Below are 20937 nucleotides of genomic sequence, written 5' to 3'. Positions count from 1 at the left end.
CAGATGGCGCTGGACATCCGGCCGAAGTCCACATGCCTGCGGCTCACCAGGGCCACACGACGCCCGCGCGTTCCGCGGGGCGAGGCGGCTCGCCGGAAGGCTGACTCGACAGGGGACATGGGCCCAGGGTCGCACCGGATCTGGGCCGATGTCGAGCCGATCCCACCATGCGGACCGGACGTGAGACGGTGCGGAGCTGCGGCGCCGTAGCGCTTGGGCGAGCTGACGTGGGGTGATGCGGGTGAGGGAGAGCTGTGTCCCTACCCGATCTCGTCCCGGTCCCGGCCGCCCGAGCGCGTGCAGCCTCCTGACCTACGAGACCTGCAGCGTCCCGAGCGTCACCTGCACCGTCGACTTGCTCCCGTTCGCCTTGATCAGCCCGACCGGCACCTTCTGCCCCGGCTGCAGCGTGGCCAGATCCGCCTGCATCTGCGCGAGCGAGGTGACGTTGCTGTTGTTCAGCGAGGTGATGACGTCTCCCGCGGCGATCCCCGCGTCCGCGGCCGGACCGTTCGGAGTGACGGCGACCACGCCGACGCCCGACGGCTGGCCGTTGTCGTTGACGAGGGTGCGGCCGGTGACGCCGAGCGAGGCCAGGCCGGAGTTGACCACCTTGCCGTGCTGGACGATCTGGTCGGCGATGTCCTTGGCGGTGTTGGAGGCGATGGCGAAGCCGATGCCGGGGAAGGTGCCGCCGAGGTCGGGGTCCACCGCGGTGAGCGTGGGGATGCCGACGACGGCGCCGCTCAGGTTGACCAGCGCGCCGCCGCTGTTGCCGGGGTTGATCGGGGCGGAGGTCTGGATCATGTCGGTGAGCGTCGCGGCCGGGGTGGTGTCGGACTTGGGCTCGGTGACGGTGCGTCCGGTGGCTGAGATGATTCCGTTCGTCGCGGAGCTCGAGAGCCCGATCGGATTGCCCATGGCCAGCACGATCTGACCGACCGTCGCGTCGGACGAGTCGGCGAACTTCGCCGGGCGCAGGTTCGACGGCGGATTCGTCATCTTGATCACCGCGAGGTCGCCCTGCGGAAACCCGGCGACCAGCTTGGCGGGGTAGGTCTGGCTGGAGGTCGAGAGCGTCACCTGGAAGTCGGTGCCGTCGGCCACGACGTGGTTGTTCGTGACGATGTCGCCGTTGCCGTCCAGGATGATCCCGGACCCGAGCTCGCTGTTCGTGGTGATCTGCACGACCGACGGCATGACCGAGGCGATGACGGACTCGTAGTTGGACTGCAGGTCGTTCGCGCCGCTTTGGATGGACACGTTCGTACCGCTCGCACTGCTCGACGAAGGTGCCGGCGAGGATGAGCATCCGCCGAGCAGACCGCCGGAGAAGCACGCGGCCCCGGCCAAGCTCCACGCCACGAGTCGCCTGTGCACCCGGACCACCACCCGTTCACCTGTCGGACCGTCAGCCCTCCGGTCGCGGAAGGCGTTCGCTCCCAGCAGAACGCGCGCGCTCGCCGCCCGCACGCCCGATGGTCCGAACGGGCTACCGGGCGCGCCGCCGTTGCGCCCGATGAGGAAGGGAACTCACGTCCTGTCAGCCGGCCTCCCCTTCGATCAAGATCACGTCGAGGCGGCGTGGCCCGTGCACGCCCTCGACGCGGTCGAGTTCGATGTCGCTGGTCGCCGACGGGCCGGCGATCCAGGTCTGCGGACGGCCGGGGTCGAGCAGCGGCATGGCCTGCGGGACGGAGGCGACCACCTGCTCCGGGCAGCGCACGACGCAGATGTGGTGGTCGGGGACGAGGGTGAGCATGCGGCGGCCCTGCCCGGGACCGGCGTCGAGCACGATCGTGCCGGTCTCGGCGATGGCGAGGGCGCAGCCGCTGACCACCGCGTCGACCGCGTCGAGGTCGGTCGCGGTCAGGGCGGCGGAGTCGGGGACGAGCGTGACCCCGGCCTCGGGCGCCCGGAGCTCTTCGAGCCAAGCCTCGGGCAGGCCGTCGGGTACGGCGACGGATCGATCGCCCTGCTCTGACAGCAGCTTCGCGACCACCCCGGGGATCTCGGCCCGCGTGCAGCGGTGGACCTTGGCGCGGTAGTCGGCGAGGTTCTCGGCGAGCAGATCGATCAGCCCGTCGTGGACGTGCGCGGTCAGATAATCGCGAGAGACCGCGTCGACCTCGGCCGCCGGGCGTGCGTGCCCGCTCGTGCTGCGACGGATGCGGGCGAGGATCTCCTCGCGAGCAGTCGGGGCTGCGGAGTTCGGCGGCGGGCTCTGTGGCGTCGGGCTCATCGGTGGGTCTCCTTCCACCACTGGCGGAACGTCTGGGGCGGGAGTTCGGGCAGGTCGCGGGTTTCGGTCCAGGCTTTGCCCGCGCCGAAGGGAACCTTCTTGGGGATCAGTTTCCTGGCGCGTACGGCTGCGGCCTCGGCGGTGCGGTAGGCGGCGGGGTGGGTCATCGCGTAGGTCGCGGCGCGCATGGCGGTGCGTTCGAGTCGGTGGCCGCCGTGCTCCTTCGCGTCTTCGGTGACCTTGGCGCGCAGGTGGACGAGGACTTCGGGGATGTCGATGGCGACGGGGCAGGCCTCGAAGCAGGCGCCGCACAGGGATGAGGCGTAGGGCAGGGAGCGGTCGAGGTCGGTGGCGATGCCGCGCAGCTGCGGGGTGAGGATCGCGCCGATGGGGCCGGGGTAGGCGGATCCGTAGGCGTGGCCGCCGGCGCGCTCGTAGACGGGGCAGACGTTGAGGCACGCGGAGCAGCGGATGCAGCGCAGGGCTTGGCGTCCGACCTCGTCGGCCAGGGTCTGGGTGCGGCCGTTGTCGAGCAGGACGAGGTGGAACTGCTTCGGCCCGTCGCCGTCGCGCACGCCGGTCCAGGTGGTGGTGTAGGGGTTCATCCGTTCGGCGGTGGAGGAGCGGGGGAGCAGTTGGAGGAAGACTTCGAGGTCGCGCCAGGTCGGGACGATCTTCTCGATGCCGACCACGGAGATGAGGGTCTCGGGCAGGGTCAGGCACATCCGGCCGTTGCCTTCGGATTCGAGTACGACGAGGGTGCCGGTCTCGGCGACCATGAAGTTGGCGCCGGAGACGGCGACCTTGGCCCGCAGGAACTTCTCGCGCAGGTGGAGCCGGGCTGCCTCGGCGAGGTCGGCGGGGGTGTCGGTGAGGCCTTCGGGTGCGGGCCGGCCCCAGTGGCCCATGGCGCGGTTGAAGATGTCGCGGATCTCGGTGCGGTTCTTGTGGATCGCCGGTACGAGGATGTGTGAGGGGAGGTCGTCGCCGAGCTGCACGATGAGTTCGGCCAGGTCGGTCTCGTAGGCGGAGATGCCCTCGGCGGCGAGGTGCTCGTTGAGGCCGATCTCCTGGGTGGCCATGGACTTGACCTTGACGACTTCGGTCTGGCCGGTCGCGCGGATCAGCTCGGTGACGATGCGGTTGGCCTCGTCGGCGTCGCGGGCCCAGTGCACGATGCCGCCGGCCTCGGTGACCTTCGCCTCGAGCTGGAGCAGGTAGTCGTCGAGGTGGGCGAGGGTCTCGTCCTTGATCGCCTTACCGGCCTGGCGCAGCCCCTCCCAGTCCTCGAGCTCCGCCACGGCCCGCGCGCGCTTGTCGCGGATGGTGTGGGTGGCGCGGGTGAGGTTCGCGCGCAGCTGCTTGTCCCGAGTCGCCCTATGCGCGGCGTCGGGGAAAGAGGGCATGCCGACGTATGTTCCGCTCATGCCGCCACCTCGCTGGCGCTCGGAAGGCCGCATTCGCGACGCGCTGTGCCCGATGATGAGCTCGCAAGCTCGCTCATGCCAGCACCTTCTCCACGGTTGAGGCGAGGATCTCGGCCAGGTGGATCGTCTTGAGCGGGGCGGCGGAGCGCCGGGCCGTGCCGCCGATGTGCATCAGGCAGGAGTTGTCGGCGGCCACCAGATACTCGGCGCCGCTCTCCACCGCGTGCGTCACCTTGTCCGCGCCCATGGCCGCGGAGACGTCGGGGTTCTTCACCGAGAACGTGCCGCCGAACCCGCAGCACTCTGCCGCCCCCGGCAGCTCCACCAGCTCCAGGCCCTCGACCGCGCGCAGCAACCGGGTCGGCCGGTCGCCCACCTTGAGCAGCCGCGAGGAGTGACAGGTCGGATGATAGGCGACCTTGTGCGGGAAGTAAGCGCCCACCTGCTCCACGCCGAGGACGTCGAGGAGGTACTCGGTCAGCTCGTACACCGGGGGCACCGCGCCTTCGACCAGCTTCGGATGCACGTCCCGGATGAAGGCGCCGCAGGAGCCGGAGGGGACCACCACCGCGTCGTATCCGGCGAAGTCGCGGGCGAATTTGGCCGCAGGCTGGGCGGCTTCGGCCGGATAACCGGTGTTGTACTGCATCTGTCCGCAGCAGGTCTGCGCCTCGGGGAAGGCGACCTCGACCCCGAGCCGTTCCAGCAGGCGGACAGTGGCGATCCCAGTGCTTGGGAACGCCACGTCGTTGACGCAGGTGACGAACAAGGCAATACGCATCGCGGCTCTAATCATCGGAGGACTTCGGTGACCTCGATGCTACTGCCGCGCTCCGAGCGGAATCCAGGCTCTGTGCGCAAGAGGCGTCGATGGAGGGAACGAAAGCGCAGGAATAAGGGGGAATCAGACAGCCTGCTCAGCAGCGGCTGTGCGCAGAGCACCAGGCGCCGTGGACGCCGCCGGGCGGCGGAACCAAGGTCGGAGTCGCCCGCGACGTCGGAGCCGGCGTGTGGCCCGTCCACCGGCTGCGACTGGCCGGCGAGGGTGCGACGTGCCACGTGCGGCTGGTATCTGTGGGCCGGTCAGGGGGAGATGGACCAGAGTCCTGACTTTGGCGTCCTGAAGCCTGGGCCTGAGCCTGAGAAGTGACAAAGAATCTTGAGATCCGCCTGCGAATCTTGAGAACCTACAGCGGGCTACCCCTCCTGCGGCAGCACCCGGCGGACGGCGGTGATCGGCATCATGTCCCACCTGCCGTACTGGATCCGCTGCCCGGTGGTCGGGGCGTGGATGACGAGGCCGTTGCCCACGTACATCGCCACGTGCTCGCCGCCGAGGTAGAAGATCAGGTCGCCGGGGCGCAGGTCCTGCTCCTCCGGCTGCACCGGCACACCCACCGTCAGCTGATCCCAGGTCACCCGGGGCAGCTGCACGCCTCCGGCCCGCCACGCCGCCTGGACCAGGCCCGAGCAGTCGTAGCTCGGATCGCCGGTGCCGCCCCACTCGTACCAGAGGCCGAGCTTGGACTCGGCGAAGGCGATCGCCGCGGCCGCGCGGCCGGTGACCAGCGGCAGGCCCTCGATCTGCGCCGGCGTCACGCCCGAGTCGCTCAGCGCCTGCTGCTCCGCCCGCGAGAGCTCGTGCAGCAGTATCTGCGCCTGCTGGTACTCGGCCAGGATCCGGCCCTTGGCCGCGGCCGCGTCCTGCTCCTCCTGCGCCGCCATGGCCGTGTCGGCGCCCGCCTGGGCGCGGAACTGCTCCAGCTGCTGCTGCGCCTGGTATGCGGCCTGCAGCGCCTCGCTCTGGCCGCGGGCGACGTTGTTCATCGTCGTGGCGCGCTGGAGGAACTGGTCGGGCTGCTCGGCGAAGAGCAGCTGCAGCGTCGGGTCCACGCCGATGCCCCGGTACTGCGCGGCGGCGATCCGGCCGAGCGACGCGGCGTAGCGCTGCACCGCGGCCTGGGCCAGCGCGGTCTGCGACTGCAGGCCGTTGATCTGCTGCTGCAGCCGGGCCATGGCCTGGGTGGCCGCGTCGTACTGCTGGGTGGCCGTCTCCGCCTCGGCCCGCAGGCTGCGCACCTGGGTGGCGATGTCGTGCTGGTCGGCCGCGTGGGCGGTACCCGGCACCCAGGCCGCCACGCCCACCGCCGCGACCGCGCCGGAGGTCAGCGTGCACACGCCCCTGAGCGGGGACGGCTTGCGGTGGCGCCGGGGGCCTGGCACGCGTGCGGGCGTGGTCGAGGCCGCTGCGGTCATCATCGTGGATCGCTCCTGAAGGACGACGGGGCGACGATCGCTGGGAGTCCCCGGGCGACCGGCGCGCCGACCACGCTATGCCAGGCGTGAGCGTCCGGACGCGCTCGGTGAGCGCCGCTTTACCGGAACTTTACCCTCGCCGCGGCGATACGGTGATACTTGCCCGTTTCTCTCGACACGATCGGGGTACGGCGCGCCCGGTCCGGGTCCCGACTGGCCGAAACGGCCGTCCTCGGCTAAAAACTTGGCGACAGCGCTGCGGTGGGCGCCTAGAATCTTCGATTCAGTAAGACAAACCGTACGCTCAGCCCCTGAGCGGGATATTTGACACGCTCGTCCATACCAGCACCACGGAGGCTCCCATGTCGGCACACGCGGTTTCCACGGCAGACCCCGCGCCAAGCCCTGTGCCGTGCTGCCGACCCTGCCGACCGCGGGCGCGCCGACTGATCGACCGGGTGCCGCGGACCGAGGCCGTGGACGACGGCCTGGGCTGGAGCGAGCCGGAGAAGGCGGAACTCGCCCGGCTGGCCCCGGGACTGCTGCCGGGGCGAATAATGACCTGCGATCTGGTCGGCGCCCTCGTGCTGACCGAGCTCGGCTCGGCCAGCGCCACCTATGGCGCGAGCCTGCTGCTCGCCGCGGCCCGCGCCCGCTCGGCCGGGCGGCTGTGGCCCAAGCCCGGCGACCGCGTCGCCGTACGCCGCTGGCCGGACGGCCCGGTGACGGTCGAGGGCGTCGTCGCCTGAAGGCGGGCCCGCGACTTTCGCGAACGACCCGCCGGAATCCTCCCCCGCCACGACCGGCGACCGCCGACCGACAGCCGACGACCGCCACGACCCGCCCCGCGTCGGGTCGTACCGGGCGCCGGCTACTGGGAGCTGCTGGACTTGACCGTCCCGCCCCAGGCCGCCCGCGCGCCGGAGTCGCCCACCTGCACCACCCGGACCAGGCAGATCGCGCTCGCCCCGATGGCCAGGGCGGCGATCACGACCATGGCCGCGTGGTGGTCGGCGTAGCCCATCCGCTCCGCCAGCACCAGCGCGACGGCCATCACGGCGACCGCGACCACGAACCACACCAGCGTCGAGCCCAGCTCCTTGTGCTGGGCCGCCGGGCTGTCGGCGAAGTTGAAGTTGTGGTTGTAGAGCTGCTCGCCGGCGAGCTGGGTCAGATACGTCACCGGGATCATCAGCACCGCCAGGATCGCCGCGGCCAGGCCGTACTTGCGCCGCCAGGCCGGCCGGACCGCGACGGCCAGCACCGCCAGGCACGCGGCCGGGATGCCGACCACCGCGATGTGGATGATCAGGATGTGCGAGGGAAGTCCGAATACGGAATACGGCATTGAGGGTCCTCTGGCTGACGTCTGACGGTAATCTCACCATTCAAGCGTCAACAACGTACGCCGCCGCTTCCGGGTTCACACATCCACGGTGCCGCCGGAGCGCCAGTAATAGCCGTCACCCCGGCTGAGCAGCGCGCTGTCGACGAGGTAGCGCCGCAGCGCGGCGAAATCCGGATGAAAACCGGACAGCGTGAGATTCACCTCGGCCTCTGGGTAGCGCACACCCGGCTCGAAGGATTGGGCCAGTTCCTCGAGCACGGTCAGCAGGCGTTCCTGGTTCTTGAGCTCCGGCAGCTTGGTCAGCCGGCGCTCGTCGTCGAACACGGAGAGCAGCACGGAGACCTTCTCCGGCTCGGACGTGTGGAAGGTACGGCTCAGGCGCTCCTCGCGCTTGCGGTTGAACTCCTCCAGGCTGGTGCGGAAGGTCGCCGGGGTCGCGCGCCAGGACTCCGGGCCGGCCGCCAGACCGGCCGTCTCCAGGCCGGCCAGGGCCTTGAGCACCTCACGCGCCGTCAGGCCGGTGGCCTCGGCCAGCTCGGCGCTCGTCGCGGTCTTCGGCTCGGCCAGCGCCAGGGCGGCGAACACGCGCAGTTTCGCGGTGTCCGCGAGCATGGCGACGAGTTGACGCGGGTCGGGCGCCGGCTGGGTTTGTTCGTTCTCGTTCATAACCGGCGAGCCTAATCGAGGCCGCTCGCCGGGCGCCGGGGATTTTCCGGCGCCCGACCTTCTGGGCTGGCCTTACGCGGGCCGGCGGGACTGGATGAACCGGAAGCGCCCGGCCACGAAGGCGTGGTCGGCGTAGGTGGCGTTGGCCGCCGGGTTGGCGCCGGTGCCGTGGTAGTCGGAGAACGCGGCGGACTGGTTGACGTACACCGGCCCGGTCAGGTTGATCGAGAGGTTCGCCCCGGCCTCCCAGGTCGCCTCCTCGGCCGCGTCCAGCACGTCCTCCGAGGTGGAGTAGACGGCCGCGGTCAGCGCGCCGTGCGCCTTGACCGTGTCCCGGTACACCGCGATCGAGTCGAGGGTGGAGTCGGTGGTGATGACGAAGGAGATCGGGCCGAACCATTCGTGCGTGTAGACCTCCGCGTCCATCGCGTCCACGGCGGCGATCAGCGGGGTGCGTACGGTCGCGTCCGGAAACTCCGGGTGCGGCACCGCGCGCGAGGCCAGCACGGTCTTGCCCACCTCGGCGGCCCGCTCGAGCCGGTCCAGGACGAACGGGTTGACCACGGCGCCGAGGATCGCGTTGGCCCGCGCGTCGTCGCCCAGCAGCCGGTCCATCGCCTTCCCGAGGTCGGCGGCGAACTCCTCCGGCGACTTGACCTCGTCGCCGACCCGGATCCCGTCCCGCGGCACGAGCAGGTTCTGCGGCGAGGTGCACATCTGCGCGGTGTAGAGCGAGAGCGAGAAGGCCAGGTGGCCGAGCGCGGCGGGATACTCCTCGGCGCGGAAGGAGTCCACGATGACGGTGTTGATCCCGGCCTTCTCGGTGTAGACCTGCGCCTGACGCGCGTTCTGCTCGAGCCAGTCCCCGAACTCGTTGGAACCGGTGAAGTCGACGATCCTCACCTCGGGGCGAAGCGCCAGGGTCTTGGCCAGGGGCTCGCCCTCGGCCTCCGGCGCCAGCGCGACCAGGTCCGCGTCGAAGCCCGCCTCGGCCAGCACCTCGCGGGCGGTTTCGACGGTCAGGGCCAGCGGCGCGACCGCCCGCGGATGCGGCTTGACCACCACGGCGTTCCCGGTCACCAGCGAGGCGAACAGGCCCGGGTAGCCGTTCCAGGTCGGGAAGGTGTTGCAGCCCACGACGAGCGCGATCCCGCGGGGCGCGGCGACCCACTTCTTGGCCAGCCGCACCGGCTCGCCCTTGCCCGGCTTCTCCCACACCGCCCGGTCCGGGTGGGCGTTGAGCGCGGAGAAGCCGTACGCGACCGCCTCCAGACCGCGGTCCTGGGCGTTCGGGCCGGCCGCCTGAAAGGCCATCATGAAGGCCTGGCCGGTGGTGTGCATGGCGGCGAAGGCCATGGCGTACGTGCGGGCGTTGAGCCGGGTCAGAATCTCGATGCACACGGCGGCGCGGGCCTCGGCCCCGGCGTCGCGCCAGGCCGGGATGGCCGCGCCCATCGCGGGCAGCAGCACGTCGGGGTCCATGTGGTCGTAGGTGTATTCGAGGTCGAAGCCGTAGGGGGAGCGCTCGCCGCCCACCTTCGTGCCGTCGGCGCCGGTCTGGCCCCAGGACCACAGCCGGCCGCGGCGCGCCTGGAACTCGGCCAGCGCTTCGTCCTGCGCCTGCGCCGGGTAGGCCTTGGGGCTGTCCGGGAATCGGGTGTAGTACTCACGGGACCGGATCGCGCCCAGGGCGGCGTCCAAGGTGGGGCGGTGCTTGGCGATGAGGTCGGCGACGGTGGCGTTCATCTGCGCGCTCCTGAAGAAGGCTGCGGGTTCACAGCCAGACTAACCGACCGTTCGGTAGGATCGAAGAGGGACTCGGCGACCAGGAGGAGCGAGCATGCCCGCAGCGGCCAGGCGAGCGGACCGGCACACCCCTGAATCGCTGCTGGCGGTGGCGGTGGACGTGTTCAACGTCCGCGGCTACGACGGCACCTCGATGGAGGAGTTGGCCAAGGCCGCCGGAATCACGAAGTCTTCGATCTACCACCACGTGGCGGGCAAGGAGGAGCTGCTCCGGCTCGCCGTCACGCGCGCGCTGGACGGGCTCTTCGCCGCCCTGGACGAGCCGGGGGCGCTGCAGGGCGCACCGGTGGACCGCTTCGCCTACGTGGTCCGCCGCACCTGCCTCGAGTTGGTGCGCAACCTGCCGTACGTGACGCTGCTGCTGCGGGTGCGCGGGAACACCGAGGCCGAGCGGGACGCGCTGGAGCGCCGGCGCGAGTTCGACCACCGGGTGGCCGAACTGGCCGCGGCCGCCGTCGCCGACGGCGACCTGCGCGCGGACGTGGACCCGCGGCTGACCGCGCGGCTGGTGTTCGGCCTGGTCAACTCGGTGGCCGAGTGGTACCGGCCGGACGGCCCGGTCTCCGGCGAGACCGTCGCCGACGCGCTGGGCTCGCTCGTGCTCGACGGCCTGCGCCCGCGCGGCTGAGTCCGCGCGGGCCGGCCGGGCCGTCCCGGCCCGGCTACTCCTGGACTATCTTGAGCGTGCCCCCGCCGCTGCCGGAGAACCACGGTATGCACTCGGTGCTGGAATCGGTGGCGAAGGATTCGCTCGCCTCGGCCGGCGCGGACGCGGCTCCGCTGGTGTCGGCCTTGGGCTCGGTGCTGGTGACGTTGATCAGCGGCTTGAACTTGCTGCCGGACTCGAAGTCGGTGCCGATGAACACGCTCACGCCGGGGAAGCTCGAGTTCTGCTGCACCTGGCTCATCGGCAGGCCCAGTGTCTCGGCGACCGCCTCGGCGCCCAGCTTCTCGCCGGTCTCGGCGTAGTAGACCAGGCTGGCGCTCACCTCTTGGGCGTTGCCCTTGGACGCCGCCTGGGAGAACCCGGCCGAGGTCAGCGCGGAGGTGATGGTGCCGGCCCGCCCGGCCACCCCGTCGGCGTTGTAGACGTGCACCGGCACCTGCGACTTGGCCACGGAGCTGGTGTCCGGCGCCGAGGTGGCCGCGGTCGTCGGGGTGGGCGTGGAGCCGGACGAGGCCTTCGTCGAGGTGTTGGTGAACGAGACGTCGTTCTCGATGCTCTTGAACACCCCCTGCGCCGAGGCTGTGGGCACGACCCGGGAGCCCTCGACCTGGTTGGGCATCGTCATCATCGCGATGTTCTTGCTGGGCACCTTGTTCAGGCTCTGGATCAGGCTCTCCAGGTTCGTCAGGCCGGCGAGGCTGGTGCTGATCGTGGTCGCCTTGGCCGCGGCCTGGCCGATGTTGATCAAGGTGCTGATGTTGGTGAAGTTCATGCTCTTGCGCAGGCTGGCGATCATCTGCGACAGGAAGTAGTGCGTGGCCATCTCGCGGCCGAGGTCCGAGCCGTCGAAGAAGGAGTCGCGGGTGCGCAGGAACTGCAGCGCCTGCTTGCCCTTGACGACGCTGGTGCCGGCGGGGAGTTGAAGGCCGGAGTTCTTGTCGTTCACCGCGTGCGTGACGCAGACCGGCACGCCGCCGAGGGCGTCGGACATGGTCACGATGCCGCTGAAGTCGAACATGATGTAGCCGGTCAGGTGGATCCCGGTCAGATAGCTGACCGCGGCCACCTGGCACTCCGGGCCCTTCTGCAGCGCGGAGTTTATCTGGTAGGTGCTGTGTGTGCCGGTTACCGTGGTCTTGCCGGACTTGTCCTGGGCGCAGTTCGGCAGCATGGCCATGGTGTCGCGGGGTATCGAGAGGATCGTCGCGTTGTTCCGCTCGGCCGAGATGTGCAGGACCATCTCGGAGTCGGCGTTGGCGCCCGCACCGCAGTCGCTGCCGAGCGAGCAGTCGCCGGCGGTGTCGCGGGTGTCCGAGCCGATCAGCAGGATGTTCAGAGGCGTGTTGCCGTACTTGTCCGGGATCAGCGGCGCCTGGGTGAAGTTGTCCGGCGTCAGCGGAGTGCTCTTGATGGTGCCGAACGTGGTCATGTAGACGTAGCCGCCGAAACCGGCGCCGGCGAGTATGACCAGGGTCAGGCTGATGATGCCCCACTTGGTCGCCTGCCGCGCCCGCGTCTGCGGCCGCTTCACGCGCGACTTCTCCCGCTCCCAGCCGCGTTGGGCCCGGCCGTCCGGGTCGAGATCGTCGAGGTCGACGTCCGCGTTGACGTGGCCGGGACCGCTGGGGCCGTCGGTCTGCCGGCCCGGACCGGAGCCGGCGCCGCTGCGGCGGCGCCGGGCGGGCGGCTCGTCCTGCGGCTCGCCCCGGCCGTCCGGCGCCTGCCAGACGTCGGCGGACTGGCGGCGCGGCGGCGGGGCGTACGGGTCCGCGGGCGCGTCGTGGCGCGAGGGCCGCTGCTGCTGCGGCGGCTGCTGCGCCCGGCGCGGCGGCGGAGCGTACGGGTCACCGGGCCGGTCGTAGCGGGACGGCGCCTGGCCGCGGCCCGGGGCCTGGCCCGGCTGGCCCTGCTGGCCCGGCGGGCGGTACCCCTGCGCGGACTGGCCGCCCTGCGGCTGCTGCGGCTGCTGCGGATAGGGCTGGCGCCGCTGCTGCGGCGGCGGACCCTGCGGAGCCTGGGGCTGCGCGTACGGGTCGTACCGCGGGTCGTCGGAACCCGGGTACCAGTTTCGCCCGTCGCTCATGGCCCACCGAACCTTCTCGCCGTTTCGAATGACTTCTCTGGTAATCCCAGACCCTATCGGCGCCGATCCGGTTGCGAATCCAGCCGCTGTGATGCCTCGATCGCGCCACCCCACCGGCAGAATGACCCCGCTCATGCGGGTTTGTCAGCATAATGAGCAGCGAAAGCTGCGATCGTGGGATGATTCGGACGAAATGGCCATCGCCCCCGTCCGGCCCGGGTGCGCCGATCGGGCGGTCGCCGGGAGCCCCGGCCGCGCCCGGTTGCCGATGCCGCCGAAGGTCACCACCATCGGTAGAGCGGCCCTCGAGCTGCCGACCGGCCACCGGTCGCCCGCGTACGGGAATGCGGAGGCGTTCGGCGGCGGCCTCGACCGGGTGTCCACTCTATGGACAACCGACCCGGGTCGCGTCCAGACTGGGGGTACGCAACCGACCGAAGGTTCGGTAGGTACGGCCGACCGCCGGCCCTGCCGGAACAGCAGATGGAGATCCCATGACGCTGCTGGACCTGACCGCCTCGCCGAGATCGGGCTCCGCGACCGCGGAACCGTCCTGGGACAGTCAGCCCCTGCGCTACCTGGACGAGCACGGCGCCCCTGTCGAAGGCGGCCTGCGTCCGGCCCGCGAGATCCTGGACCCGGCCGCGCTGCTGCGCGGCTACCGGGCGCTGCGTTTCGCCCGCGCGTTCGACACCGAGGCGACGAACCTGGTGATGCAGGGCCGCCTCGCCGTCTACCCGGCCTGTCGCGGCCAGGAAGCGTGCCAGGTCGCCGCGGTCCACGCGCTGCGGGTGGAGGACTGGCTGCTGCCGACGTACCGCGACTCGGCCACGCTGGTGCTGCGCGGCATCCCGGCCGGCGACGCGTTGACTCTGTTGCGCGGCACCTGGCACTGCGGCTACGACCCCAAGGCCTGGCACACCATGCCGCAGTGCACGCCGCTCGCCACGCAAGGCCCCCATGCGGTCGGCTTGGGCCTCGCGGCGAAGCTGGCCGGCGACCCGGTGGTGGCGATGTGTCTCCTCGGTGACGGAGCCACCAGCGAGGGCGACTTCCACGAGGCGCTCAACAGTGCCGCCGTGTACCAGGCTCCGGTGGTCTTCCTGGTGCAGAACAACCAGTACGCGATCTCGGTGCCGCTGAGCAAGCAGACCCGCGCGGCCTCGCTGGCGGACAAGGCCGGCGGCTACGGCATGCCGGGCGTGCGCGTGGACGGCAACGACCTGATCGCGCTCAACACCGTGCTGGACGCGGCCATGCGCCGGGCGCGCGAGGGCGGCGGCCCGACCCTGGTCGAGGCCATCACCTACCGGATGCAGGCCCACACCAACGCCGACGACGCGGCTCGCTACCGGCAGTCCGACGAGGTCGAGCACTGGCGCGGCCGCGACCCGATCCAGCGGCTGGCCACCTACCTGACCGCACTCGGCGCGCTCGACGCCGTGATCGAGGCCGAGATCGACGAGGAGAACGCGGCGTACACGGCTCGGATGCGCGCCCAGTTCGCCGAGGAGCCCGCATACGACTCGGACGAGCTGTTCGAGCACGTCTACGCGAACCCCACCAGCCAGCTGCTCGAACAGCGCGAGCTGCTGCGGGCCGAGCGTGGGACCGGAACGGAGCAGAACCGATGACCGCCACCGCGACCAGCGCCGCCCGCACGGTGAAGGCAGTGAACTCCGACTCGGCGGCCGGCGCCAAGGCGGGAGGCGCGCCGAAGAAGCCGGCTCAGTCGACCGTCACGCTGGCCAAGGCGGTCAACACCGCGTTGGCCGACGCGATGGCCGCGGACGAGCGCGTGGTGATGTTCGGCGAGGACGTCGGCGCGCTCGGCGGCGTGTTCCGGGTGACGGACGGGCTGATGCAGCGGTTCGGCGAGCAGCGCTGCTTCGACACGCCGCTGGCCGAGGCCTCGATACTGGGCACGGCGATCGGCATGGCCGTCTACGGGTTCAAGCCCGTCGTCGAGATGCAGTTCGACGCCTTCGCCTATCCCGCGCTCGAGCAGGTGATCAGCCATCTGGCGAAGATGCGCAACCGTACCCGCGGCGACGTGGCCATGCCGGTGGTCGTGCGCATCCCCTACGGCGGCGGGATCGGCGGCGTGGAGCACCACAGCGACAGCTCCGAGACGTACTTCGCGCACACCCCGGGCCTGCATGTGCTCACCCCCGCGACCGTCGCCGACGCGTACAGCATGCTGCGTCAGGCGATCGACTCGCCGGACCCGGTGATCTTCTTCGAGCCCAAGCGGCTCTACTGGTCGAAGGCCGCGCTCGAACTGCCGGTGACCACCGGCCCGATCGGCACCGCCGCGGTGCGCCGCGAGGGCCGGGACGCGACGCTGGTCTGCTACGGCCAGACCGTGCCGGTGTGCCTGGCCGCGGCGGATCAGGCCGCGAAGGAAGGGATCGAGCTCGAGGTCCTCGACCTGCGCAGCCTGGTGCCGCTGGACGAGGAGGCGATCCTGCGCACCGTCGGGCGCACCCGCCGCGCGATCGTGGTGCACGAGGCCACGGGCTTCGCCGGCTTCGGCGCCGAACTCGCCGCGCGGATCTCGGAGAAGTGCTTCTACCAGCTCGAAGCGCCGGTGGCCCGGGTGGCCGGACTGGACATCCCGTACCCGCCGCCGAAGTACGAGCACTGGCACCTGCCGGACGCCGACCGCGTGCTCGACGCGGTGGACCGGGCGTTGGCGGCCTAGAACGGCCCGGCCTCGGCCGGCGCCGAGCTGCGCGGCGTCGAAGCACCGGAAACTTCGGCGCCGCGCGGCCCGCCTCCGCGGAGGGGGCCGCACCTTGCTCATGCGGCGGCTCAGCCCTTTGCGCTGACATGCTCTGCCAGGAACTCCTCCCAGGTCCGCGTGCCGAGGGTGGCGCCGGACAGGGTCAGGTTGCGACCGGACCGGTAGACCTTGCCCGCCTTGCCGGGCACGTGGATCGGGAGCCGCGGCCGACGCTTGCCGCTGGCCCGCAGGTAGTCGCGGACCAGCCCGTCGAGCGGGTAGACGCTCGGGCCGGCCATGTCGGCCACCATTCCGGCCGGCTCGCCCAGCGTCAGCTCGACCAGGCGGGCCGCGACGTCGCGGGAATCCACCGGCTGCCACCGCGCGCCGCCCGGCGCCGGGAGCACCGGCAGCTTCGCCATCTTCTGCGCGGTGAACAGGGCCAGGTCATGGAACTGGGCCGCGCGCAGGATGGTGTACGGGACGCCGGACCTCTCGACCACCTGTTCGGAGGTCAGCTTGCGCTGGAAGTACCCGATCGGCACGACGTCGGCGCCGATCACGGAGATCAGCACGAGGTGGCGGATCTTCGCCGCGGCCGCGGCGCGTACGAGGTGGGCGGTGGCCACGTCGTCGCCCTTCGGCCCGCCGGCCAGGTGCACGACCACGTCCACGCCGTCCAGCGCCGCGCGCAGCGGCGCGTCGTCCTCGGCCAGCAGGTCGCAGGCCACGTACTGCACTCCGTCTTCGCTGGGCCGAGCGTGCCGGGTCAGCACCCGCACCTCGGAGCCGGCGGCCCGAAGCAGCGGAACGAAGTGGGCGCCGAGCGTGCCAGTACCGCCGGTCACCAAGGTCATCTGAGTCATCGACTTGTCTCCTAGATGGATGGGAACCCGCTAGCTTTGGGGCTCTTGCCAGTACGACCCGGCAGCGGTCGGAAGTGTGACATGGCGGTGAGGAGTTTTTTCCGATGAATCTCAGCGAGCGCGCGATCGACTGCTTCGAGGAGCAAAGGCCCAGGTTGCGAGCCCTGGCCGGCCGGATGCTCGGCTCGTCGGCGGAAGCCGAGGACGCCGTGCAGGAGGCCTGGCTGCGCTTCGACCGGGCCGGCGATGAACCCGTTGAAAACGTTGCCGGCTGGCTCACCACCGTCGTCACCAGGATCTGCCTGAACCTGTTGCGGGCCCGGCAGACCCGCCGCGAGGATCCGCTGGAGACCGTCGATCGGCCGCTGACGGTCGTCGCGGGCGAGCCCGCGCCGGAGGGCGAGGCGGAGTTGGCGGAGGAGGTGGGGCTGGCACTGCTGGTCGTGCTGGACAAGCTCAGCCCGGCCGAGCGCGTCGCGTTCGTGCTGCACGACCTCTTCGAGGTCCCCTTCGACGACATGGCGCCGATGATGGAGCGCTCGACGGCGGCCGTGCGCCAGCTCGCCAGCCGGGCCCGACGCCGTGTCCGCGGTCTGCCCGCGCCCACGCCGGACGCCGCGCGGGCCCGCCGAGCCGTGGACGCGTACCTTGCCGCCACCCGCTCGGGCGACTTCGAGGCCTTGCTGACCCTGCTCGACCCGGACGTCGTCCTCTACGCCGACGAATGCGTCGTCCCCTCGCCCGTGCCGCTCACTCTGCAGGGCGCGCTCGCCGTCGCCCGCAGCGCGATGGGTGCGGTGGAACGCGCCCAGGCGACCGGGATCGCGCTCATCGAGGGCACTCCGGCGCTGGTGATGGCGCCGTTCGGCCGCTTGGCCGTGGTCATGCGGTTCACCGTCGGCGCGGACGGCATCCGCGAGATCGACGTGATCGCCGCGCCGGAGCGGTTGCGCGCGCTGGAGATCGCGACGCTCGAGGGCTGAGCCGCCGCGACGGCCGTCACTGATCGGCCGTCAGCGATCGGCCAGCAGTGCCCTGACCGCGACGCCCGGATCCGAGGACGAATAGATGCGGGCGAACTCGTCCCACACCGCCCGGTGCCCGGCGGGCTCGAGCGGTTCGGAGAGCCGGAAGGCGCCCTGCGGCGTGTCCTCGATCATCGCCCGCACCGCGCCCCGCCCGGCCGGCGCGGCCCGCTCGATCAGGTCCTCCACGCGCGCCGAAGCCATGTACCAGAGCCGGTCCACCCGCCACGCGCGCACCAGCAGCCGGACGCCCGGCTCGGCCGACGAGGTCCACAGCGTGACGTAGCGCAGCCCGGACAGCGGCCTGGCCCGCACCCACAGCCGCTGGAACTGGTCGACGGCATACTCGCCGAGGTCCGAGTGGCGCTGCGACTCGTACTGCGAGGTGAGCGAGGAACGCCTGCGGTAGGGCAGGAATCCGGCCATCACGCGGTCGTCGATCTGGTGCACGCTGATCACCGGCAGCTGATCGTACAAGCGCACTTGCAGGCGCTCCGGCTCGATGCCGTGGTCGGGCAGCTGCGCGGTCAGATAACGCAGCCGCTGGATGTTGCGCTCCACCATCCGATCGAAGCCCGGGTCGCGGATCTCCTGCGCGCGTTCGAGCGCTGCGGAGGTAGTCGGGGCGAGCAGCAGGATCCGTACGGTCGCGCCGTTCGCCAAGGCACGCAACGCCGCCGCGACGAACGCTCTGGCCTCGGCCTCGTCGCCGTCCTGCCCTATCAGGATGGAGCTGGTGTCCAGGATCCGCACGCTGCGCCGCGCTTCGGCGAGCCAGCCCAGGATCTGACTGAGCGGCAGGCGGTCGAACTCGACCGTCCGGTCTCGAGGCACGGCGCCGCGAAGCGCGGGGCGCATCACCACGAAGTCGGGGCCCGAGGCCGGCAGCTCACGGCCGTACTTGCGCTGATAGGCGTAGTCGAGCAGATCGTCCAGCGTCGACCCGCGCGCGACGACCTCGGCCTCGCACGCCTCGCCGCCGCTCTGCCCCGGCCAGAAGTGCTGATCCGGGTGCGTCTCGAGCGCGGCGTTGATGCGGTTGGAGACGTAATAAGTGTTCGCGTTCACGATGACGTTGCGCACGAGCAGCGGCCGGGCGTTCGGATCGTCGGACAGTCGGATCGGAGCCAGGTGCCGTACTTCCCGTGCCTCGCGCCAGAGCTCGTTGAACGTCTCGATGATCTGCATGCCGGTCTGCGAACCGCGGCTGATCTCCAGCTGCGGCGCGTCATGCGCCTGCTGATAAGCGGGCAGCAGGGCGAACAGCAGCGTCTCGTCCCGGGCGTAGAGGGTGAACGGCGCGGCCACGGCGTAGAGGCGGAACTCGAAGTTGCCGGCCGCGTCCGCCGTCGAGGCCGTCTGCTGCCCGCCCCGCGGTGCCGGGATCGAGGCCTGACTCAGCGGGACGTGCTCCTCCAGCGAGTCCTCGTCCAGCGCCTGGGTGATCAGCGCCATCTGCTCGCCGGTGTCACGCTCGGCTAGCTCGCGTTCGACCGACTCTTCGGCCCCGGCGTCGAACGAACCGATCGCGGCCCTCGCGGCGAAGTCCGCCTCCGGCTCGTACCCGCGGCCCCGCAGCTCGTTCTCCAACCGCGAGAGCAGCGAGATGTTGCCGTGCAGGAGCGCGTCGATCTGCAGCCCCGGATTGGCGGCGGCCAGCTGCTCCTGGCGCAGCCGGGAAGCGTCGGTGGTCGGGCTCATCAGCAGGATCTTGACCTTCACCCCGCGCCGGGCCGCGTCGCGCAGCCGGTCGACCGCACGCTGGCCGTTGACCGCGTCGAACAGCCCGCTGTAGGTGTCGAGCACCAGGATCTCCCGCTCCGCCAGCGGGATCCGCCGGGCGAAGAGCCGGAAGTCCAGGTGCGGGTGCTGGCGGATCTGCACCGCGGCCCGGGAGACGATCGGCTCGATCATCAGCAGGATGACCATGCCGCCGAGCATGTCCCCGGCCGCGTTCAGCAGCAGGTTGGGCAGGAAGCCGTGGGTGAAGCCGGTGGCCACGCTCGCCCCGGCCAGCACCAGGATCAGCACCACCAGGGCGCTGAAGCCGACCAGCTTCGGTTTGCGGGTGTACCAGCGGCCGAGGCGGATCATCCAGCCCAGGGTGGCCAAGCGTGTTCCTCTCGCCGAGTCCCGCCCGGGCCTGCCCCGGTGCGCCGAGGACGTGTCAGACGGCCGGTCGGACCTCCGCGTCCGAGGGGATGCGCGGGTAATGGTCGTCCGCCCCGTCGTCCGCGGCCGGCCTGGTCACCAGCCGCCGGTCGTCGCTGGTCAGGCACCCGCCGTCGGCGAGGTCGAACTCCCAGCCGTGCAGGGCGCAGGTGAGCACCCCGTCGCGGACGGAGCCGAACCGGGTCAGGTCCGCCTTCAGGTGCGGGCAGTGCCGCTGCACCACGTGCCCGTCGGCCAGCGCGTAGTCCTCCACGCCGGTCGACTCGGCGTAGTAGCCCTCGACGAAGGTCATGTGCTCGACCGAGAGCGACTTGAAGAAGGAGTACACGTACTCGTTGAACGGGCCCTTGCGCGAAGCCTGGAACCGGCAGGAGAGGAACAGCTCGTTGACCCAGTCCGGCACCCGCTCGCGCACCAGGTGCTCGATCAGCGGACGCTTAGCCCGGAAGGAGTAACGCACCTCCTCCTCGGCGTACGGCTTGATCTTGCGCTCCAGGAAGTCGAACACGATCTGCTCGTCCGGGCCGCCGTCCACGGCCTCGACCTCCAGCAGGATCCGCCCGTTCAGGCCGGCGCAGGTGTACTCGGCCGTCTCCATCAGCGGCTCGACCCAGTCCTGCAGCTGGCCGACGAGGTCGGAGCGGTCCTGCGGCAGCGCGCCCAGGATCGCGTCGATGGTCGGCTGGACCTTCTGCTTGTAGTCGGTCAGGTAGCCGCGCCGGTCGTCCCGGATCCGGGCCACCTCGGCGTCCGGGATCTGCTCGACCTTGGCCTCGCCGTCCCCGGTCAGCTCCACCGTGGTGCCGGTCAGGAACAGGTGGCCCTTCTCGAAGCCCTGCTCGCGCAGGTAGTCGAGGAAGACGAACTGGTCCGGGAAGACGTTCGCCTCGTCCCGGTCGAAGTCGTTGAACTCCCACAGCTCGTCGTCCAGGAAGCAGGGCGGCCCGGCGAACGGGAAGACGTGCTCGGCCTTGTACTGCTCGATGTACTTCAGCGCCCGGGCCATGCCGTTGCGGCGCTTGCGGGAGCCGACCGTGTGCTTCATCCGGTCGTTGAAGTCGTAGACCATCGGGTACCAGATGGCGCCCGAGTACTGCAGGAAGTGGCCGTGCAGCGGGCCGAACTCCTCGATCGCCCCCGCCTCGGTCGGCCGCGAGTCGTTCTGGTTGTAGATGCGCACCTGCCCGTCGTCCACCGCCAGGCCGGAGTCGCCCAGCGGCCCGTCGGTCGGCGAGACCAGCGCGTTGATCAGCACCCGCAGGCCGCTCTCGAGCGTGACCGCCTCGTTGTTGCGAGTCTGCACGAAGCTGTGGAAGCCGAGGCCCTCGAGCGCCTCGCGCAGGTCCGGCACCGCGAAATCCGGCAGCAGGACGGTGGCGTCCTTGTTCATGTGCCGGCCGAGCCAGTCCGGGTCGAAGTGGTCCCGGTGCAGGTGGGAGACGTAGAGGTAGTCGGCCGCGCCGATCGGCTCAGGGTCGAGCACGGTGTTGTCGGGGAAGGGCACCCAGGAGCCGAAGTAGGCCGGGGTGAACCACGGGTCGCACACGATGGACCCGGCGGCCGACTCGATGAACAGGCCGGCGTGGCCGATCGACGTGATACGCACTGCTCGCTCCTTGTGCAGATTCTTACTTCGCCCGGTTTCTTCACTTCG

General features: G+C 70.8%; 17 protein-coding genes. 5 read left to right on the top strand and 12 right to left on the bottom strand.

Features of this window, described 5'->3' with window-relative positions; all coding sequences use genetic code 11:
* Positions 1-312 precede the first annotated feature (312 nt).
* The 5 genes from ACTRO_RS20085 to ACTRO_RS20065 form a co-directional block, all read right to left on the bottom strand.
* The gene (locus ACTRO_RS20085; protein ID WP_211244353.1) at positions 313-1263 is read right to left on the bottom strand and encodes a S1C family serine protease; all 951 of its coding nucleotides are present in this window, start codon (positions 1261-1263) and stop codon (positions 313-315) included.
* A gap of 280 nt (positions 1264-1543) precedes the next feature.
* Positions 1544-2242 carry a LutC/YkgG family protein gene (locus ACTRO_RS20080; RefSeq protein ID WP_051451103.1) on the bottom strand — a complete coding sequence of 233 codons (699 nt, stop codon included), beginning with the start codon at positions 2240-2242 and terminating at the stop codon, positions 1544-1546.
* Positions 2239-3669: a LutB/LldF family L-lactate oxidation iron-sulfur protein gene (locus ACTRO_RS20075; RefSeq protein ID WP_051451102.1), complete on the bottom strand. Its 1431-nt coding sequence runs from the start codon at positions 3667-3669 to the stop codon at positions 2239-2241. The genes ACTRO_RS20080 and ACTRO_RS20075 overlap by 4 nt, the downstream gene beginning before the upstream one ends.
* Before the next feature lie 73 nt (positions 3670-3742).
* Complete coding sequence (locus tag ACTRO_RS20070) at positions 3743-4450, bottom strand: (Fe-S)-binding protein (RefSeq protein WP_034265195.1); 708 nt, start codon at positions 4448-4450, stop codon at positions 3743-3745.
* Positions 4451-4866: 416 nt separating this feature from the next.
* On the bottom strand, positions 4867-5928 hold the full coding sequence (locus tag ACTRO_RS20065) for a C40 family peptidase (protein WP_084316408.1): 1062 nt from the start codon (positions 5926-5928) through the stop codon (positions 4867-4869).
* 455 nt (positions 5929-6383) lie between these two features.
* Here ACTRO_RS20065 and ACTRO_RS20060 point away from each other — a divergent pair, with 455 nt between their 5' ends.
* The gene (locus ACTRO_RS20060) at positions 6384-6674 is read left to right on the top strand and encodes a hypothetical protein (RefSeq protein WP_034265194.1); all 291 of its coding nucleotides are present in this window, start codon (positions 6384-6386) and stop codon (positions 6672-6674) included.
* Between the two features lie 122 nt (positions 6675-6796).
* On the opposite strand, the gene ACTRO_RS20055 is transcribed toward ACTRO_RS20060, so the two are convergent.
* The 3 genes from ACTRO_RS20055 to paaN form a co-directional block, all read right to left on the bottom strand.
* The gene (locus tag ACTRO_RS20055; protein WP_034265193.1) at positions 6797-7273 is read right to left on the bottom strand and encodes a DUF2231 domain-containing protein; all 477 of its coding nucleotides are present in this window, start codon (positions 7271-7273) and stop codon (positions 6797-6799) included.
* Positions 7274-7348: 75 nt separating this feature from the next.
* The gene (locus ACTRO_RS20050) at positions 7349-7939 is read right to left on the bottom strand and encodes a DUF2087 domain-containing protein (protein ID WP_034265192.1); all 591 of its coding nucleotides are present in this window, start codon (positions 7937-7939) and stop codon (positions 7349-7351) included.
* Positions 7940-8011: 72 nt separating this feature from the next.
* On the bottom strand, positions 8012-9685 hold the full coding sequence (gene paaN / locus ACTRO_RS20045) for a phenylacetic acid degradation protein PaaN (RefSeq protein WP_034265191.1): 1674 nt from the start codon (positions 9683-9685) through the stop codon (positions 8012-8014).
* Between the two features lie 94 nt (positions 9686-9779).
* Here paaN and ACTRO_RS20040 point away from each other — a divergent pair, with 94 nt between their 5' ends.
* The gene (locus tag ACTRO_RS20040; protein ID WP_034265190.1) at positions 9780-10373 is read left to right on the top strand and encodes a TetR/AcrR family transcriptional regulator; all 594 of its coding nucleotides are present in this window, start codon (positions 9780-9782) and stop codon (positions 10371-10373) included.
* A gap of 34 nt (positions 10374-10407) precedes the next feature.
* Here ACTRO_RS20040 and ACTRO_RS20035 read toward each other — a convergent pair whose 3' ends face one another.
* A complete protein-coding gene (locus ACTRO_RS20035; RefSeq protein WP_051451100.1) occupies positions 10408-12495 on the bottom strand; it encodes an LCP family protein in 2088 nt (695 codons plus the stop codon).
* Positions 12496-12989: 494 nt separating this feature from the next.
* On the opposite strand from ACTRO_RS20035, the gene ACTRO_RS20030 reads away from it, so the two are divergent.
* Positions 12990-14129, top strand: coding sequence for a thiamine pyrophosphate-dependent dehydrogenase E1 component subunit alpha (locus ACTRO_RS20030; protein WP_034265189.1), 1140 nt, complete (start codon positions 12990-12992; stop codon positions 14127-14129).
* Positions 14126-15199, top strand: coding sequence for an alpha-ketoacid dehydrogenase subunit beta (locus ACTRO_RS20025; RefSeq protein ID WP_084316407.1), 1074 nt, complete (start codon positions 14126-14128; stop codon positions 15197-15199). The genes ACTRO_RS20030 and ACTRO_RS20025 overlap by 4 nt, the downstream gene beginning before the upstream one ends.
* Positions 15200-15309: 110 nt before the next feature.
* Here ACTRO_RS20025 and ACTRO_RS20020 read toward each other — a convergent pair whose 3' ends face one another.
* On the bottom strand, positions 15310-16086 hold the full coding sequence (locus ACTRO_RS20020; RefSeq protein ID WP_034265188.1) for an SDR family oxidoreductase: 777 nt from the start codon (positions 16084-16086) through the stop codon (positions 15310-15312).
* A 104-nt stretch (positions 16087-16190) separates the two neighbouring features.
* Between ACTRO_RS20020 and ACTRO_RS20015 the strand changes: the two genes are divergently transcribed.
* Complete coding sequence (locus ACTRO_RS20015; RefSeq protein WP_034265187.1) at positions 16191-17069, top strand: sigma-70 family RNA polymerase sigma factor; 879 nt, start codon at positions 16191-16193, stop codon at positions 17067-17069.
* 30 nt (positions 17070-17099) lie between these two features.
* Here the strand turns inward: ACTRO_RS20015 and ACTRO_RS20010 are convergent, their stop codons facing one another.
* Complete coding sequence (locus tag ACTRO_RS20010) at positions 17100-19223, bottom strand: DUF5919 domain-containing protein (protein ID WP_034265186.1); 2124 nt, start codon at positions 19221-19223, stop codon at positions 17100-17102.
* A gap of 55 nt (positions 19224-19278) precedes the next feature.
* Positions 19279-20889, bottom strand: a complete 1611-nt coding sequence (locus ACTRO_RS20005; RefSeq protein ID WP_051451099.1) for a Rieske 2Fe-2S domain-containing protein — start codon at positions 20887-20889, stop codon at positions 19279-19281.
* Between the last annotated feature and the right edge of the window lie 48 nt (positions 20890-20937).

Source organism: Actinospica robiniae DSM 44927 (assembly GCF_000504285.1).
In the GTDB taxonomy this organism is placed as follows: Bacteria; Actinomycetota; Actinomycetes; order Streptomycetales; family Catenulisporaceae; genus Actinospica; species Actinospica robiniae.
The sequence above is the reverse complement of the archived record's forward strand: the minus strand, read 5'-3'. Positions and strand labels throughout refer to the sequence as shown.

Excerpts from the sequence above, each read along its gene's own strand:
- paaN (WP_034265191.1), bottom strand. The coding sequence starts at position 9,685 with ATGAACGCCACCGTCGCCGACCTCATCGCCAAGCACCGCCCCACCTTG.
- ACTRO_RS20035 (WP_051451100.1), bottom strand. The coding sequence starts at position 12,495 with ATGAGCGACGGGCGAAACTGGTACCCGGGTTCCGACGACCCGCGGTAC.
- ACTRO_RS20030 (WP_034265189.1), top strand. The coding sequence starts at position 12,990 with ATGACGCTGCTGGACCTGACCGCCTCGCCGAGATCGGGCTCCGCGACC.
- ACTRO_RS20050 (WP_034265192.1), bottom strand. The coding sequence starts at position 7,939 with ATGAACGAGAACGAACAAACCCAGCCGGCGCCCGACCCGCGTCAACTC.
- ACTRO_RS20020 (WP_034265188.1), bottom strand. The coding sequence starts at position 16,086 with ATGACTCAGATGACCTTGGTGACCGGCGGTACTGGCACGCTCGGCGCC.
- ACTRO_RS20065 (WP_084316408.1), bottom strand. The coding sequence starts at position 5,928 with ATGATGACCGCAGCGGCCTCGACCACGCCCGCACGCGTGCCAGGCCCC.
- ACTRO_RS20015 (WP_034265187.1), top strand. The coding sequence starts at position 16,191 with ATGAATCTCAGCGAGCGCGCGATCGACTGCTTCGAGGAGCAAAGGCCC.
- ACTRO_RS20055 (WP_034265193.1), bottom strand. The coding sequence starts at position 7,273 with ATGCCGTATTCCGTATTCGGACTTCCCTCGCACATCCTGATCATCCAC.
- ACTRO_RS20075 (WP_051451102.1), bottom strand. The coding sequence starts at position 3,669 with ATGAGCGGAACATACGTCGGCATGCCCTCTTTCCCCGACGCCGCGCAT.
- ACTRO_RS20080 (WP_051451103.1), bottom strand. The coding sequence starts at position 2,242 with ATGAGCCCGACGCCACAGAGCCCGCCGCCGAACTCCGCAGCCCCGACT.
- ACTRO_RS20040 (WP_034265190.1), top strand. The coding sequence starts at position 9,780 with ATGCCCGCAGCGGCCAGGCGAGCGGACCGGCACACCCCTGAATCGCTG.
- ACTRO_RS20070 (WP_034265195.1), bottom strand. The coding sequence starts at position 4,450 with ATGCGTATTGCCTTGTTCGTCACCTGCGTCAACGACGTGGCGTTCCCA.
- ACTRO_RS20025 (WP_084316407.1), top strand. The coding sequence starts at position 14,126 with ATGACCGCCACCGCGACCAGCGCCGCCCGCACGGTGAAGGCAGTGAAC.